Here is a 15,372-nt window from a genome sequence, read left to right on the forward strand (position 1 = left end):
GGACTTACTCGGAATAGAGATACTTCGAGATGTTCGGATCGGCGATGTTGGACTTGTCCATGATCGTGAAGCCGGTGCCGATCGTGACCGGGATGGATTGGCCGGTCAGGTGGGCATAGGCCGAGACGACGCCGAAATAGCCGATCTCTGCGGGATGCTGGGCGATCGCCACATCCACAAGGCCGGTGTTGATGTTGTCGACGATGCTGGTCGGAGCATCGAAGGCAACCACTTTGACGGTGCCCGTCTGCCCTGCCTGCTTGACGCCATTGGCGGCGCCCAGCGCCGAGAACAGATTGGCGCCGAACACGCCGACGAGGTCGGGGTTGCGCGCGAACACCGCCTGCAGCTGCGAGGCCGCCTTGTTGGCGTCGTCGTCATTGAACTGGGTCTCGAGAACGGTGATGCCGGGATGGTTGGCCATCTCCTTCTTGAAGCCTTCCTCGCGCTGGTCGGTGGTCGAGATGCCGGGCTTGACGTTGGAGACATAGACCTTGCCCTTGTCGCCGACGGCCTTGGCAAGCGCCCGCGCCGCGATCTCGCCGCCCAGCACATTGTCCGAGGCGATGTAGGCCAGCGGGAAATCGGCGTCACCCGCGCCGGTCTGATAGGCGCCGGTGCCGATGAACGTATCCACGGTGATGACCGGAATGCCTGCGTCATTGGCCTTGCGCAGTGGCTCGACCAGCTGGACCTTGTCGGTAGGCGCGATCAGGATCGCGTCCGGCTTCTTGGCGATGACCGCGTCGAGCACCGGCACCTGGGTGACCGGATTGAACTCAGGAGCGCCCTGGAAGACCAGGTTCACGCCAAGCGCGTCGGCCGCGGCCTGGGCGCCCTTGCGCATGGTGATGTAGAAACCGTCGGTGGTCAGGCCCGGAACGAGCGCGATGGTGTATTTCTTGTCCTGCGCCTGCGCGGGCGCGATAAGCACCGTCGCGCTGACGGCGAGAGCCGCGAGCGCGGCAACGATCTTCTTCATGACATCCTCCTCATTGTGTTGGCAGATCTGCCGTTGCAAGTGACATCGAATGGCCGTCGTCCGCTTGGGACAAGACGGCCGGGAACGCCTGTTTGCTTTTCGCGGGCAGCTCCTCCCAAGCGCCCTCCAGTCGATATGTCAGCCGGTCCAGCCGACCGGCACGATAGCCACGGTCACTTCCTCGCCTCCGTGGGGTCAGAGAACCACAGCACCCGGCATGCATTGCACACCAAGTTCACAAACTTGTAACACTTTGCAGAAATAAATTGCAACTCGGTTTTCCGGGTCGCAACGCCGGATTTTTCACGCAACATCCGACTGCTCCACAAAGTCCCGCCGAACTATTGCCTCGACTTCTCGGCGGCACAACCGATTTCGTAGAATCGCCCTCGCGAACTGGAATGCGGCGGCGGGGCGGCGGGCGCACTATCGCGGCGGCAGGGTAGCGAGGATGGCTTGCGCCGTCTTCGTATCCGTTATCACGGCGTTGATCAGCTGAGCGCGAGCGGCGCCGATGATCGCCGTCGCCTTTTCCGGCGACGCCGCGACACCGATCACCAGCGGCACGGCGCGGAGCTGCGCCGGCGACATAGCGATCATCCGGCCCTCTCCTTCCCAGGCGATCAGCGCGCCATCGGCATCGAAATAATGCCGAAGGACATCGCCAGCCGCATGGACCAGCGCCTGCTCGCTCGGCGTGGCGGCGCTCGCCTCGGGTGCATTGATGGCATGCGGCAGGCCGATGCCGACGATCGCCACATCGGTCCTGTCCCACAGCGCGACGGCATCGCTGATGGCGGCATCACCAAGGAAGACTTCACGCAATTCACTGGAAGGCAGATAGGGCGCATGAATGAAGTGCGGTATCCCGCCGAACTCCTCGGCTGCGAGGCGGACGAATTCGTTGACCTGAAAATGCGCCGCGTGCTGCTGCATGCCGCCGGTGGCGGCAACGGTCAGCACGCCCGGAATGCGCGGCAGGCCGGCGCGGATCACCTCGCGCACCGCGCGCCCCCAGCCGATGGCGACCACGGAGCCGGCCACCAATTGCGCCTGCTTGAGAAGGCCGCCGAGCGGGCCGGCCAGCGCCGTCAGCGCGCCTGCGGCCGGCGTCTCGACCACCGCTGCGTCACGCAGGCCTAGCCTATCGATCAGCTGTCCGGTGATCTCCTCAGGTGCCGCCAGGTCGAGAACCTCGATACGGACGATCCCTTCCGCCCGCGCCCGCTGCAAGAGGCGCGATATGGTCGCGGTGGAGACGCCAAGCTGCCGCGCGATATCGACCTGCGACATCTCCGCCTCGTAATGCAGTTTGGCGACCGTGTGCAGCATCGTGCGCGATGCGGTCGCATCCTGAATGGGAGGGACAGCCAGCTTGCAATTCCTTTCAGCAACGTGTTACACACGTATACGCCGATGGGAGTTATCGCGCAAATCCGGCGAACCCGCAACTTGAGGCCGTCCTGCCCAGGCGCCGGCAAGGTGTGCTTTTCCGGGCAATCGACGGCGCATCAAGACGGCAATTCTCCCCTGCCGGCAGGCGGGCAAAAACTGAACATTCTTGTTTCCACGGGATCCGCGCCCTCGGCCAGAGAGCGCCAACATCGGACAGAGACCATGACAAAGATGACCACCGCGGAGCTGCGCGGCTATCAGCAGATATGCGGCAAGGACGGGGCCATGCTGGCCATCGCCTGCGACCAGCGCGGCGGCATGCGCACCTTGCTGGCGTCGGATCCGGCCGAACAGGCCAGGATCACCAACGACATGCTCGGCGACACCAAGGCCGACATCACGCGCTACCTTGCAAGTGCCGCGTCCTGCGTGCTGCTCGACCCGCTCTGCGCGGTGCCGCGGGTTGTCGAGGAGGGCGTGCTGAACCGCGATACCGCGCTGCTTATCGGCCTCGACGCCTCGGGTTTCGACGTCTCGCCTGAAGGCTATCGCCTGTCGCGCCTTGTCCCCGGCATCGATGCGCGCCGCGTGCGCGAACTGGGTGGCACGGGCGGCAAGATCATGGTGTATCTGCGGGCCGACAAGCCCGAAGCGAATGAGCACAACATCGCCATCCTGCGCCAATGCATCGCCGATTTCGGGCAGGAAGATTTGTTGCTCGTCGTCGAATTCCTGACCTATCAGCTCGAAGACGAAAGCCCGGAAGATTATGCGGCGAAGACCCCCTGGCTCGTCGAGGAAGGCACAAGGATATCGCTGGAGTGCGGGGCAAAGGTGCTGAAGCTTCCGTATCCCGGAACGCCGGAAGCCTGCGCCAACATCACCAGAATGGCCGGCGAGGTGCCGTGGGCGGTGCTTTCGGCCGGCGTCAACCACGCCACCTTCCTCGGCCAGGTCGAGATTGCCATGCAGAACGGCGCCTCCGGCGTCATCGCCGGCCGCTCGCTGTGGAAGGACTGCATCTCGCTCGATCGTGACATTCAGCGCGAAAGGCTTAAGACCATCGCGGTGCCGCGATTGCGTGAGATCCAGGCGGTGATCGGGTATCACCGGCGCAAGGCCGCCGCCTGATATCTGCGTTGGATCACCGGCACCTGCAGGACATCATGCCTCTCAGCATAGGGATAGATATAGGCGGCACCAATCTGCGGGCCGCCCGCATTTCGGGCACCGGCGAAATCCTCGAACGTCTGTCCGAAAAGAGCGCGCCAGACCCGCAGGCTGTGCTCTCGCGGATCGCCGGGATGGTGCGCCGGCTCGATGCATCGGAGGTTTCGGCCATCGGCATCGGTGTTCCCGGTCGCGTCGACGCGCATCGCCGCGCGGTCCTGTCCGGCGGCTACGTCAATCTGGCCTCCGTCTCGCTGGCGCAGTGCCTGGAGGACATGGCCGGCAAGCCCGTCGTCATCGACAATGACTGCAACATGGCACTGATCGCCGAGATGGCGCTCGGCGCCGGCCGGGGCCACGACGACATCGCCATGTTCACCATCGGCACGGGCATCGGCGGCGCCGTCGCTCAAGATCGGCGGATCGTGCGTGGCCGGGCAACGGCAGGGCAGCTCGGCCACATCACTGTCGACGTCAATGGCGAGATCTGCGCCTGCGGCCGGCGCGGTTGTGTCGAGACCACCAGTTCGGGCACCGCGCTTGGCCGTCACATCGCGCGGGCCGGCTTGCGTACCGACCTTCCGGTCGACCAGCTCTTTGCCCGCGACGCCGCCGGAGACATCCAGGCGCGCGCTATACTCGAAGCCTGGGCAATGCCCTTACGTGCCGCCATCGATACCAGCGTCGCCATGTTCGACCCCGGTGTCGTCCTGCTCGGCGGCGGTCTTGGCTGGGCGGCACACAAGGCGCTCGGCCGCGCGCCGGCCCTGGCGCCGTGGTACCAGTGCCCGGTCGAGCCGGCGCAGCTCGGCGACGACGCCGGCGTGATCGGGGCGGGATTGCAGGCGCTGGCCGGAACAGACATGGCGACAGCGCCGATTTTTGGCCGGCATTTTGTGCAAGCCGGCGCGGCCAGGCGCGCCGTGCTGGTCAACGGCATCCCGGCCAGCGGCAAGAGCACGGTGTCGCGCGGCATAGCCGACCGCATGGGATGGCCGTTGCTTGCGCTCGACACGATCAAGAATCCGTTTCTCGAAGCGCTCGGCGGCGGCGACCGCGCCTTCAACCGCACGCTCGGCCGGGCCAGCTATCAGGCGATCTGGTCCGTCGTCGGCGAAGCCCCGGCGGGCTCCACATTCATCGTCGACGCCTGGTTCGGTTTCCAGCCGCCCGAGCTGCTCGAGGATCATCTCAGGAATGCCGGGCTCGAACAGACCGTCGAAATCTGGTGCCATGCGCCCGGCGAAGTCCTTGCCGAGCGTTACGGCGCCCGGCTCGGCCAGCGTCTCCCCGGTCATCCAGGCGCGTCCTATATCCCCGAACTGATCGAACTCGCCAGGCGTGCCGAACCGCTGCGGCGCGGCCCGCTCTTCGACGTCGACACGACGAAACCGATCGACTTCGACGCCATCACGGCATGGCTGCGAGCGATGATGACGGGCGACGTTTAGAACGTTGGTGGACAGGAAGCAGTTGGGCTCGCCAAATTGAAAAGCCGTTTCGTTTTCGAGCTGGCCAGGCCTGCCTAGTCAATAACCGACGGTGAAGCGCTGCTTTATGTGGGCGGGCTTCTCGATCTCGTCGACCATCGCGATGGCGTAATCCTCGAAGGAAATGCTGCTGCCCTTGTCCGAAGCCAGAAGCGTGTCCTTGCCGAGGCGGAACTTGCCGGTCCGCTCGCCCGGGATGAACATGGCGGATGGCGACAGGAACGTCCAATCGAGGTCATCGATGGTCTTCAGCTTGTCGAGGAAGTCGGCGCCCTTCTGCGCCTCGGCCTTGTAGATGTCGGGAAATTCGGGCGTGTCGACCAGCCGCTTGCCGGGCGCGACCTCAAGGCTGCCCGCACCGCCGACGACCAGGTAGCGCTTCACGCCGGAGGCTCGCACCGCGGCGATCAGCGTGTCGGCATCGCTGTCGAGGAAATGCACCGAACTGGTCACCACATCATGGCCGCGGATCAGCTTGGCCAGGCCTTCCATGTCGAAGACATCGCCCTTCCTGGCCGTCACGCCAGGCAGCGCCGCGATTTTTTCAGGATTGCGGGCGATGCCGGTGACCGTGTGGCCACGGCCGGAGAGTTCTTTGAGCAGGCGCGAACCGACTGCGCCCGATGCGCCGATGAGAGCGACTTTTGCCATGTCTTTTTCCATCCTTGTTGGAGTCGGTTGGGGATCACGCGGCCGCGATATGAGCGAGGAGATTGTCGAAACTGCCGAACAGCGCGTTCGAACCGATGAGGCGCGGCGCATCGTTGCTGATGATGGCGAGCGAAGGCACGCCGTTGGAATGCAGGCGCTGGAACAGCGCGCGGCCTCGGCCGACCAGTTCGCGGTGAGCTGTCAGCAATCCTTCGGTTGGCGCCTTCACCAGTTCGCCGGCATCGGCCATGCCGGCGTCGGCGAGCACCTCGGCGACACCGCCGACCGTGACGATATCGCGCCCATCGACATAGCGCGCGTTCTGGATCGCCTTCAGCGCGGCCAGCCGGCGGCCGGGATTTTCCAGGCCCGCTGCGGTGATCGCGAGGGTCGCGGCATGGGGAATCCAGCAACGTGCCGCGAACATTCAGCACGTTGTCCCGATAGGCCTGCGTGAAAACCTGTCCCGTTAACCGCTCGATGCGCTGGTCGTTCGCCCAGGCATGGGCGGCAAAACCGCCATCCATCGGCCGGGCGCCTGCCCCCGAAAACAGGCCGGTCGGCAAGAGCTCGATGCGCACGCCGCTGCCGGACAGTTTTTCGAGCATCGGGCTTGCGCCATAGCACCAGCCGCAGAGCGGATCGAAAAGGTAGGTCACTTCTGGATTGCTCACGATCGTCCGGTCTCCGTTACCGTGGCGTTGGCTGCCCCGTCCGCCAAATGTCTTGGCTTACATGTGGCAGGTGATGGTCTTGCAATAAACGGTGCCCAATAATACAAACTGTCTGATCTAATCAGACAAAGCATGTGACCGAACTCCTCAATCTCAATCGCCTTGTCTATTTCACCACGGTGATGGAGACAGGCTCGTTCACCACGGCGGCGGACCGGCTTGGCGTGGCCAAGGCCGTGGTCAGCCATCAGATCGGCAGGCTTGAACAGGAATTGGGCGCGACGCTCATGCGGCGCACGACGCGGCGTGTCACGCCGACCGAGGAGGGTCGCCTGTTCTACGACCGCGCGATGATCATCCTGCGCGAAGCCGAAGCGGCCTATGGCGAGATCTCGCACGGGGCGATCGAACCCAAGGGAATGCTGAGGCTGACCGCGCCGCTCGACTATGGCACGAAGATCGTTGCGCCGGTCATGGCCGCCTATCTCCGAACTTATCCGCATATGCGCGTCGAGGCGATTTTCGATGACGCCGTCAGCAATCTGGTGGACGAGCAGATCGACCTCGGCATCCGCGTCGGCTGGCTTGCGGATTCGTCCAATCAGGCGCGGCGCCTGGGCGCGATACAGCAGGTCGTGGTGGCGAACCCGACCTTCGCCGCAAGCCTGCCGCCCGATGTCACCCCGCGCCAGGCAAGATCGCTTGCCTGGGTCGGCAACGCCCAGCTGCGCGGCATCGGCCAATGGCTGTTTTCAAGAGAGGGAGAAACGGTGTTGACCGAACTCAACCCGGTCATCATGTGCGACAAGAGCCCGGCGGCTCTTGCCTGCGTGCTCGCCGGTATCGGATTGGGCGTATTTCCCGACTACAGTGTCGGCGACGATATCGCCGAGGGGCGTCTCGTGCCGGTATTTGCCGACTGGATGTTGCCTGCCGGCGGCATCCATGCCGTTTTCCCTCCGGCCCGGTTCCGGCCAGCCAAGGTCCGCGCCTTCGTCGAGTTGCTGGCGGCCGCCGAGAAGAAACGCTCGCGTCTCGTCGAAACGGCCTGAGGCGACGGAGACAGCCCGCCAGCTCAAGGCTGACGGGCTGATCGTTTTGGTCGCCGGGCGCTCACCGATAGGTCGCGTATAGATCCTCAATCCGCTCGCACGGTGCGGCCGCTGGGCGCGGTACTCGCAGGCGAGATCATATTCGGCACCAGAATGTCATTGCGGCGCGCGAAGGCGATCAAGGTCGCCCGCACGGTTTCCGCATCGATCTCGCCGGCAATGCCGGCTTTGCAAGCGTTGAGGGCGACGGCATGGGCGCCGTTCCGGCTGGCAACGGGCCAGTCCTGCAGCACGGCATATGCTTCCATCGCAGTCTCGATCGTTACCGGAAGCCCCATTCCGACCAAGATCGTCACGGGTTCTTCAAAGCGCATCTGTGCCATGGTTTAAACCTCCATTCGACGGCAAACGAACCGAAGCATGTCGGGCAGCCTGGTGCGCGAAGACAGGTCGGCGCGGATAGGGCGGGTGCGCCGGTGTCGTCGGATTTCCGGCAGCCGCGAGCCTGATCTCGGCTGGCTCGACCGGGCTTGGCTTGAGCACCGGCGAGCCTCGGCCGGGCGCCGGTAGCGCCCTATGCGCCCTGGCGAGCGCCTCGAGCCAGGCAAGGACGGAAAGCGGCGGAAGCGCCCGCCCATCGAGCCAGGCAGCGACCTGGCTTTGCGGGCAACCAAGCTCGTCGACGAGGTCTGCCGCTTTCCACCTCAACGTTTTCAGGCATTCACGCAATTGGCCCACGATCATGTCGGTCCTCCTCCCAACCGGACATCGGTCCATCGTTTGCTGTGGGGCTCCGATGATCGCGTCCTCCATCCCTGGTTGAGCCGCCGGAGCTTTCCGAGGCTGCCGACACATGCTGCGCGGCCAGGAACATCAGCGTCGACGCCGCCGTACGGCGGCTCCAGCCTGCGGACTCGGCCATGTCGAGAACGCGCATCAACAATGGCCCCAGCACGCTCCTGCATTCTGCCTCGTAGGCGAGAAATTCGTTTGCCGGATGCGTGGGCGCCGAAACGGAACCGATACCGGTCATAGTGGTCTCTCTCCAAACTTTCCCCGGGAAGCGCCCGCTCCCACTTGTGGGAGCGGGCGGCCTCCCAGCGTCCTAGAAGTCCATGCCCGCGCCGGCGGGCATGGCAGGGGTCGCGGCCTCCTTCTTTGGCTTCTCGGCCACCATCGCCTCGGTGGTGACCAGCAGGCCAGCGACGGAAGCGGCGTCCTGAAGCGCGGTGCGCACGACGTTTGCCGGATCGATGACGCCTTGACCGTAGAGATCGCCGAACTCGTTGGTCTGGGCGTTCCAGCCCCAGCCGAACTCGCTCTTCTCACGCAGCTTGCCGACGATGATCGAGCCCTCGGCGCCGGCGTTCTCCGCGATCTGGCGCACCGGGGTCTCGATCGCACGCCGCACGATCTCGACACCGGTCCTCTGGTCGGCATTGTCGATCGGCAAGGCATCGAGCGCCTTGGCGGCCCGGAGCAGCGCGACGCCGCCGCCCGGGAGCACGCCTTCCTCGACCGCCGCACGGGTCGCATGCAGCGCGTCGTCGACACGGTCCTTGCGCTCCTTCACCTCGACTTCCGTCGAACCGCCGACACGGATGACGGCGACGCCACCGGCGAGCTTCGCCAGCCGCTCCTGCAGTTTCTCGCGGTCGTAGTCGGAGGTGGTCTCCTCGATCTGCGCTTTGATCTGGGCGATGCGGCCCTGGATCTCTTCCTTGCGGCCAACGCCGTCGACGATGGTGGTGTTTTCTTTTTCGATCACCACCTTCTTGGCGCGGCCCAGCATCTGCAGCGTGACGTTTTCGAGCTTGATGCCGAGATCCTCGCTGATCGCCGTGCCGCCGGTGAGGATGGCGATATCCTCCAGCATCGCCTTGCGGCGATCGCCGAAGCCGGGCGCCTTGACTGCCGCGACCTTCAGGCCGCCGCGCAATTTGTTCACGACCAGCGTGGCGAGCGCCTCGCCCTCGACATCCTCGGCGATGATCAGCAGCGGCTTGCCCGACTGCACGACTGCCTCGAGGACGGGGAGCATGGCTTGCAGGTTGGACAGTTTCTTCTCGTGGATCAGCACGTAGGGCTCTTCGAGCTCGACGCGCATCTTGTCCTGGTTGGTGATGAAGTACGGGCTGAGATAGCCGCGGTCGAACTGCATGCCTTCGACCACCTCCAGTTCGGTCTCGGCGGTCTTGGCCTCCTCCACCGTGATGACACCTTCATTGCCGACCTTCTCCATCGCCTCGGCGAGGAACCGGCCGATCTCGGGATCGCCATTGGCCGAAATGGTGCCGACCTGGGCGATCTCATCGTTTTTCGTCACCTTGCGAGCGTTGGCCTTCAGTTCGGCGACGACCGCCTCCACGGCCTTGTCGATGCCGCGTTTCAAATCCATCGGATTCATGCCCGAGGCAACGGCCTTGGCACCTTCCTTGACGATGGCTTGGGCCAGAACGGTCGCGGTCGTGGTGCCGTCGCCGGCGATGTCGTTGGTCTTCGAAGCGACTTCGCGCACCATCTGCGCGCCCATGTTTTCGAACTTGTCTTCCAGTTCGATCTCCTTGGCCACCGTCACACCATCCTTGGTGATGCGCGGCGCGCCGAAGGATTTATCGATAACGACGTTGCGGCCTTTGGGACCGAGCGTCACCTTCACCGCATTGGCCAGAATGTCGACGCCGCGCAGCATCTTCTCGCGGGCTTCGGTATGGAATTTCACTTCCTTGGCAGCCATTGGATCACTCCTTCAATTTAGGCAGCTTTCGTTGACTGATAACTTGGCAAGAAGCCGTCAGGCGGCCTTCTTCACGGTCGCGGTCTGCTCGATCACGCCCATCACATCGCTTTCCTTCATGATGATCAGGTCTTGGCCGCCGAGCTTGATCTCGGTGCCGGACCATTTGCCGAACAGAATGCGGTCACCCACCTTGACGTCGAGCGGCTGTAGCTGCCCGGCTTCGTTTCGGGCGCCGGGGCCGGCGGCGATCACCTCGCCTTCCTGCGGCTTTTCCTTGGCTGTGTCGGGAATGATAATACCGCCAGCCGTTTTCTCCTCGGCTTCGATGCGGCGGACCAGGATACGGTCGTGCAATGGGCGGAACGTCATGTCGTTCTCCTTCAAGGACAAACAGTTTTTGAGGTTCCTCCGCGCCGGACCGGCAATATCGGCCCAGCAAGAGGTGCCGCGACCCTTGTTCAGGCATCGCGCGCGCATATCGAGCTAGTTTTGGAATTTTCCGGTTTCAAGAGGTCCGCGCAAAAATTTTGGCACTCGTCGCATGAGAGTGCCAACGCGTTGTTATCATGCAGGGATTCTCGCCAGGTCGACGATTTCACCGCTTGAATTTTGGTGAAGAGCCAACAAGATTATCCTGGCCGGCGCTGCCAAAGCACAGCCGGAAACTGGACGCTATCGAGGAGTTTTTGCAGACGGAGGACAGCGATGGACCGACAGAAATTTTCGCCGATCATGCCTTCCCTGACTGACACGCCCGACACCTCGCTTGACCGGCTGCTTTCGCCGGCGAGGCACTTCAAACATCCTGACGAGGTATTGGAAGACGGCGCGCTCGACCTCTGGGAAAAGCGGGCGATCCTGTCGTCTTGGGCCTCGGATGCCTGCGCGGTGGAGTCGATGCCGGAACTGCGCCTGCCGCCGGGAGTCGAGCGGCCGGTTTGCTTCGACCACATCATGGAGGCCCTATGCAAGCTCGACATCGACGTTCCGGCGCCGCGGTCCACGCCGGACGAATTCCGGCACGACTTCGCCAGGATGAATGCATAGGTCGTCAGCGAAAGGAGAAACATATGGTGACTGCGGTCAGCAGAGAATTCCGCCTGCAGATGGATGGCTACGGCCTGACCACGGCCGAGATTCACTATCATATGCCTGACTACCCCAACCTGCTGCAGCTCTATGTCTGGCAGGAATACGACCTCGCTCCCGATTTTCCGGAGCTGAAGGGCTTCCTTGGCTATTGGGAAAGCGAACTGGACGGCGCGCTGCATTCCGTGCGCGTCGCACATCATCGTCTAATCACACCGTCGGAATGGCGCGCCGTTAACGGCATCGTTGCCATCCATTGAGCGGATCACATTGAGCGGATCAAAAAACCTGAAGCGCGTCGCCTGCAACGCGGCGCGCTCAAAGGCCCCATTGAGCATACCTAAAGTCAGAGCTTCCGAGCAGGATGGGCGGTAGGAATTCGTGTTATCCTGCTCTGACAGCCATCAGCGGGGCCGCCCCTGGCATCCTCGCGGAGCGGGGTTGGCGAGGCGAAGGGGAGCGGCCCCTCGTCAGGCCGGCTCGCTTGGCCGCCTTCAAGAAAGCCTTGTAGGCAGCACGCCCGCTGCGCCAGCCATCCAGCGCATCACGGCATGCGCGACCGGCGGCGCGCCAGCTTGGTCCGCGCGCCCATTTCGGCCATTGTTGATCCAGGCATTCCAGAGCCTCGAAGCTGCTGGCGACCTTACGCGGGGCATTCGAGAATTCGAGGGTAATCGGTTGAGGAAACCGAATATCGTTCATCACTTCCTCCGTTTTTTGACGTCTTTTTGCGAGTAAGCAATCGGATGGCGTCATCGGCGACCCTCCATCCGTGATCGAGATGGTCAGCCGTTCAGGCCGCGTCAAGGGCCGCCGGAATTTCGGTAAGACGTTCGATCAGGCCTCTTGACGCCACGCCCGTCAGTTCCCAGATCGATTCCGCCGGCGCCGAAAGGGCCGGCAGGTCAAGGAGTGCCGCATCCTTGGCACTCCTCGTACCCATGTTGCTCAGCGAAGGAGGATATGGCTATGAGAACCGCTTTCGACTTTTCACCACTCTATCGGTCGAGCATAGGCTTCGACCGTATTTTCGACCTGCTGGAGAATGCCAGCCGCACGGCGAACGTCGACAACTGGCCGCCCTACGATATCTCCAGGACCGGTGACGACGCCTACCGCATCACCATGGCGGTAGCCGGCTTCAGTCAAGACGAATTGAGCATCGTGCATGAACCCAACATGCTCGTCATCGCCGGCGAGCGTGCCGGAGAGGACAATGGCGAATACCTGCATCGCGGCATCGCCGGACGGCCGTTTGAGCGCCGCTTCGAACTTGCCGACCATGTGAAGGTGACCGGCGCCGGCCTCGTCAACGGTCTCCTGACCGTCGATCTCCAGCGTGAGATTCCCGAAGAGATGAAACCGCGCAAGATCGAGATCGGCACCAGCATGGCCAAAGCCAAGGAAAAATCCGCGGCAAAGCCCGTGCAAGTGGAAAAACAGGCCGCGTGAGGCAATTCGGGTCAGGTCTTCCACCAACCGGACGCCGGTCGCCCGGTGGTGGAGACGCAAGCAAAGAGGAGAAAGACAATGAGCGTACGTGATCTCATTCCTTTTGGCCGGGAACGCGGACAGGTGCCCAGCCTTTTTGCGCGATGGCGAACGTGATCCGTTCATGTCGTTGCACCGCGAGGTCAACCGTCTTTTCGACGATGTTTTCCGCGGTTTCGGCTCCGGTCTGCCATCCTTGTCTTCCGTTGCCGCGAACGGCGGACGCTGGCCGAGCGTCGAGATCTCCGACACTGGAAAGGAGGTCCGTGTCACGGCCGAAGTGCCCGGCATGGAGGAAAAGGACATCGAGGTCCTGCTCGATGACGACGTGCTGACCCTGAAGGGCGAAAAGCGGTCCGAGAGCGAGGACAAGGAGCGCCAGTTCTCCGAGCGCTATTACGGCCGTTTCGAGCGCCGCATTCCGCTCGGCATCGAGGTAGAGCAAGACAATGTCGAAGCGCGCTTCAGGAACGGCGTCCTGACGGTTACATTGCCGAAGACCGCGAGAGCGCAAGCGCAGGCAAAGCGGATCGAGATCAAGAGTTGAACCACCTATGCCGGCGGTGGGACAAACCCACCCGCCGGTTCTGGTCGAGACGGCAGTATTGACGGCTTACACTGCGGACGCGATCGCTTGCTGGCTGGATTATCTTCGGCGACAGGTCTGCCTTTTGTGCGGTGGCCGGCTGAACGCTTTGGCTTGGCTTGGATTTCTTTTTGACCTTGGGCGTCGGCTTTGGGTGTTTGCGGGCCCGTGATGAGGGTTCAAATCAGCCGGGCACGATCAGCCGGATACAAGAACAGCCCGGGGTGAGAGCCGGGCTGTTTTGATTTGGTTGCGGGGACAGGATTTGAACCTGTGACCTTCAGGTTATGAGCCTGACGAGCTACCGGGCTGCTCCACCCCGCGCCACCTATGAGCAAGCGTGAGCTTGCTTCGACCTCTGGAAGCAGGTGTTTTCTGCTTCGATCTCTGGAAGCAGGTGTTTTCTGCTTCGATCTCTGGAAGCAGGTGTTTCTGCTTCGATGTTTGGAAGCGGGCGATTGCCTGCTTCGCGCCGCCAAATTGAAAGGGCCGCTTACGCGGCCCGTTGTCCCGTTGGCGGGCCTGTTCGTGAAGAGAAGATTTCACATCCATCCGATGGATGTGAGCTTAACGTGCGTTTGGCAGACCTGGCAGCGACCTACTCTCCCGCGTCTTGAGACGAAGTACCATCAGCGCTGGAGCGTTTCACGGCCGAGTTCGGAATGGGATCGGGTGCAGCCGCTCCGCCATAACCACCAGGTCGGCAAAACGCACGTTATTCGAGAAGCTGGGTTAGGGATTGGGCAGAAGGCAATAGTGAATAGGGGATGCCTATTCGCTATTGGCTCGTTGCTCTTCACCTGCCTTTTTGTGCCTTTGCGACATCCACAGTTTGCTTTCGGGCGAAGCCCGCAAGCGCGACTGCGCGTCGCCGGTCGTCCGGCGCCCTCGCGGAGCATAGGCCCGTAAGGGCCGCTCATGCGTGAGCGCTGGCCAGACCATCGTGTTTCACGATGGGCATAAGGAATGAGAACGATCAAGCCGATCGAACTATTAGTACCGGTAAGCTTCAAGCGTTGCCGCTCTTCCACACCCGGCCTATCAACGTGGTCGTCTTCCACGGTTCTCAGGGAATACTCGTTTTAAGGTGGGTTTCCCGCTTAGATGCCTTCAGCGGTTATCCCGTCCGGATATAGCTACCCTGCTATGCGGCTGGCGCCACAACAGGTCCACCAGAGATCCGTCCATCCCGGTCCTCTCGTACTAGGGACAGATCCTTTCAATATTCCTACACCCACGGCAGATAGGGACCGAACTGTCTCACGACGTTCTGAACCCAACTCACGTACCGCTTTAAATGGCGAACAGCCATACCCTTGGGACCTGCTCCAGCCCCAGGATGCGATGAGTCGACATCGAGGTGCCAAACAACCCCGTCGATATGGACTCTTGGGGGTCATCAGCCTGTTATCCCCGGCGTACCTTTTATCCGTTGAGCGATGGCCCTTCCACGCGGGACCACCGGATCACTATGACCGACTTTCGTCTCTGCTCGACTTGTCAGTCTCGCAGTCAGGCAGGCTTATGCCATTGCACTCAGCGAACGATTTCCGACCGTTCTGAGCCCACCATCGCGCGCCTCCGTTACTCTTTAGGAGGCGACCGCCCCAGTCAAACTACCCACCATACATTGTCCCGGACCCGGATAACGGGCCGCGGTTAGACATCCATAGTGATAAGGGTGGTATTTCAAGGGTGGCTCCACCTGAGCTGGCGCCCAGGCTTCAAAGCCTACCACCTATCCTACACATGCCACTACGAATGCCAATGTAAAGCTATAGTAAAGGTGCACGGGGTCTTTCCGTCTAACCGCAGGAACCCCGCATCTTCACGGGGAATTCAATTTCACTGAGTCTATGCTGGAGACAGCGGGGAAGTCGTTACGCCATTCGTGCAGGTCGGAACTTACCCGACAAGGAATTTCGCTACCTTAGGACCGTTATAGTTACGGCCGCCGTTTACTGGGGCTTCGATTCAGAGCTTGCACCCCTCCTCTTAACCTTCCAGCACCGGGCAGGCGTCAGACCCTATACGTCGCCTTGCGGCTTCGCA

Annotated in this window: 15 protein-coding genes, 1 tRNA gene, 2 rRNA genes and 2 pseudogenes (1 of these 20 running past the window's edge); 7 read left to right on the forward strand and 13 right to left on the reverse strand. The window is 62.5% G+C overall.

Going from position 1 to position 15,372, the window contains the following annotated elements:
* Nucleotides 1-4: 4 nt before the first annotated feature.
* Together ACIU1A_RS23985 and ACIU1A_RS23990 are read right to left on the reverse strand one after the other, a co-directional pair.
* Nucleotides 5-982 carry an ABC transporter substrate-binding protein gene (locus ACIU1A_RS23985; protein ID WP_140500438.1) on the reverse strand — a complete coding sequence of 326 codons (978 nt, stop codon included), beginning with the start codon at nucleotides 980-982 and terminating at the stop codon, nucleotides 5-7.
* A 426-nt stretch (nucleotides 983-1,408) separates the two neighbouring features.
* Complete coding sequence (locus ACIU1A_RS23990; RefSeq protein WP_404925441.1) at nucleotides 1,409-2,314, reverse strand: sugar-binding transcriptional regulator; 906 nt, start codon at nucleotides 2,312-2,314, stop codon at nucleotides 1,409-1,411.
* 285 nt (nucleotides 2,315-2,599) lie between these two features.
* On the opposite strand from ACIU1A_RS23990, the gene ACIU1A_RS23995 reads away from it, so the two are divergent.
* Nucleotides 2,600-3,508 carry a tagatose-bisphosphate aldolase gene (locus ACIU1A_RS23995; RefSeq protein WP_140558312.1) on the forward strand — a complete coding sequence of 303 codons (909 nt, stop codon included), beginning with the start codon at nucleotides 2,600-2,602 and terminating at the stop codon, nucleotides 3,506-3,508.
* Between the two features lie 35 nt (nucleotides 3,509-3,543).
* On the forward strand, nucleotides 3,544-4,998 hold the full coding sequence (locus ACIU1A_RS24000) for an ROK family protein (protein WP_404925442.1): 1,455 nt from the start codon (nucleotides 3,544-3,546) through the stop codon (nucleotides 4,996-4,998).
* Between the two features lie 78 nt (nucleotides 4,999-5,076).
* On the opposite strand, the gene ACIU1A_RS24005 is transcribed toward ACIU1A_RS24000, so the two are convergent.
* A complete protein-coding gene (locus ACIU1A_RS24005) occupies nucleotides 5,077-5,688 on the reverse strand; it encodes an NAD(P)-dependent oxidoreductase (RefSeq protein WP_140879511.1) in 612 nt (203 codons plus the stop codon).
* 34 nt (nucleotides 5,689-5,722) lie between these two features.
* A pseudogene (locus ACIU1A_RS24010) lies at nucleotides 5,723-6,362 on the reverse strand (DsbA family protein).
* Nucleotides 6,363-6,496: 134 nt separating this feature from the next.
* On the opposite strand from ACIU1A_RS24010, the gene ACIU1A_RS24015 reads away from it, so the two are divergent.
* Entirely contained in the window at nucleotides 6,497-7,414 is a 918-nt protein-coding gene (locus ACIU1A_RS24015; protein ID WP_404925443.1) for a LysR family transcriptional regulator, read from the forward strand.
* An 86-nt stretch (nucleotides 7,415-7,500) separates the two neighbouring features.
* Here ACIU1A_RS24015 and ACIU1A_RS24020 read toward each other — a convergent pair whose 3' ends face one another.
* The 4 genes from ACIU1A_RS24020 to ACIU1A_RS24035 form a co-directional block, all read right to left on the reverse strand.
* Nucleotides 7,501-7,797, reverse strand: a complete 297-nt coding sequence (locus tag ACIU1A_RS24020; RefSeq protein ID WP_140513824.1) for a DUF982 domain-containing protein — start codon at nucleotides 7,795-7,797, stop codon at nucleotides 7,501-7,503.
* A gap of 338 nt (nucleotides 7,798-8,135) precedes the next feature.
* Entirely contained in the window at nucleotides 8,136-8,447 is a 312-nt protein-coding gene (locus tag ACIU1A_RS24025) for a hypothetical protein (RefSeq protein ID WP_224655820.1), read from the reverse strand.
* A 72-nt stretch (nucleotides 8,448-8,519) separates the two neighbouring features.
* Nucleotides 8,520-10,151 (reverse strand): chaperonin GroEL, encoded by a 1,632-nt coding sequence (gene groL / locus ACIU1A_RS24030; RefSeq protein WP_404925444.1) that lies wholly within the window; start codon nucleotides 10,149-10,151, stop codon nucleotides 8,520-8,522.
* 57 nt (nucleotides 10,152-10,208) lie between these two features.
* Nucleotides 10,209-10,523, reverse strand: a complete 315-nt coding sequence (locus tag ACIU1A_RS24035; protein WP_140513826.1) for a co-chaperone GroES — start codon at nucleotides 10,521-10,523, stop codon at nucleotides 10,209-10,211.
* A gap of 336 nt (nucleotides 10,524-10,859) precedes the next feature.
* Here ACIU1A_RS24035 and ACIU1A_RS24040 point away from each other — a divergent pair, with 336 nt between their 5' ends.
* A complete protein-coding gene (locus ACIU1A_RS24040) occupies nucleotides 10,860-11,201 on the forward strand; it encodes a hypothetical protein (protein WP_246676616.1) in 342 nt (113 codons plus the stop codon).
* A 23-nt stretch (nucleotides 11,202-11,224) separates the two neighbouring features.
* Nucleotides 11,225-11,503: an usg protein gene (locus ACIU1A_RS24045; RefSeq protein WP_404925445.1), complete on the forward strand. Its 279-nt coding sequence runs from the start codon at nucleotides 11,225-11,227 to the stop codon at nucleotides 11,501-11,503.
* A gap of 124 nt (nucleotides 11,504-11,627) precedes the next feature.
* Here ACIU1A_RS24045 and ACIU1A_RS24050 read toward each other — a convergent pair whose 3' ends face one another.
* Together ACIU1A_RS24050 and ACIU1A_RS24055 are read right to left on the reverse strand one after the other, a co-directional pair.
* Nucleotides 11,628-11,999, reverse strand: coding sequence for a DUF982 domain-containing protein (locus ACIU1A_RS24050; protein WP_348642923.1), 372 nt, complete (start codon nucleotides 11,997-11,999; stop codon nucleotides 11,628-11,630).
* Nucleotides 12,000-12,036: 37 nt separating this feature from the next.
* Nucleotides 12,037-12,186 (reverse strand): hypothetical protein, encoded by a 150-nt coding sequence (locus tag ACIU1A_RS24055; protein ID WP_404925446.1) that lies wholly within the window; start codon nucleotides 12,184-12,186, stop codon nucleotides 12,037-12,039.
* A 26-nt stretch (nucleotides 12,187-12,212) separates the two neighbouring features.
* On the opposite strand from ACIU1A_RS24055, the gene ACIU1A_RS24060 reads away from it, so the two are divergent.
* Both ACIU1A_RS24060 and ACIU1A_RS24065 read left to right on the forward strand, forming a co-directional pair.
* Nucleotides 12,213-12,695 (forward strand): Hsp20 family protein, encoded by a 483-nt coding sequence (locus tag ACIU1A_RS24060; RefSeq protein ID WP_140522628.1) that lies wholly within the window; start codon nucleotides 12,213-12,215, stop codon nucleotides 12,693-12,695.
* A 78-nt stretch (nucleotides 12,696-12,773) separates the two neighbouring features.
* Nucleotides 12,774-13,281, forward strand: a pseudogene (locus ACIU1A_RS24065) (Hsp20/alpha crystallin family protein).
* A 286-nt stretch (nucleotides 13,282-13,567) separates the two neighbouring features.
* Here ACIU1A_RS24065 and ACIU1A_RS24070 read toward each other — a convergent pair.
* The 3 genes from ACIU1A_RS24070 to ACIU1A_RS24080 all read right to left on the reverse strand — a co-directional run.
* Nucleotides 13,568-13,644 (reverse strand) — tRNA-Met (locus ACIU1A_RS24070).
* A gap of 261 nt (nucleotides 13,645-13,905) precedes the next feature.
* Nucleotides 13,906-14,020 (reverse strand): 5S ribosomal RNA (rrf, locus tag ACIU1A_RS24075).
* Nucleotides 14,021-14,292: 272 nt separating this feature from the next.
* A 23S ribosomal RNA gene (locus tag ACIU1A_RS24080) occupies nucleotides 14,293-15,372 on the reverse strand; it runs 1,731 nt beyond the window's last position.

The organism is Mesorhizobium maamorense (assembly GCF_044998965.1).
Taxonomy (GTDB): domain Bacteria; phylum Pseudomonadota; class Alphaproteobacteria; order Rhizobiales; family Rhizobiaceae; genus Mesorhizobium.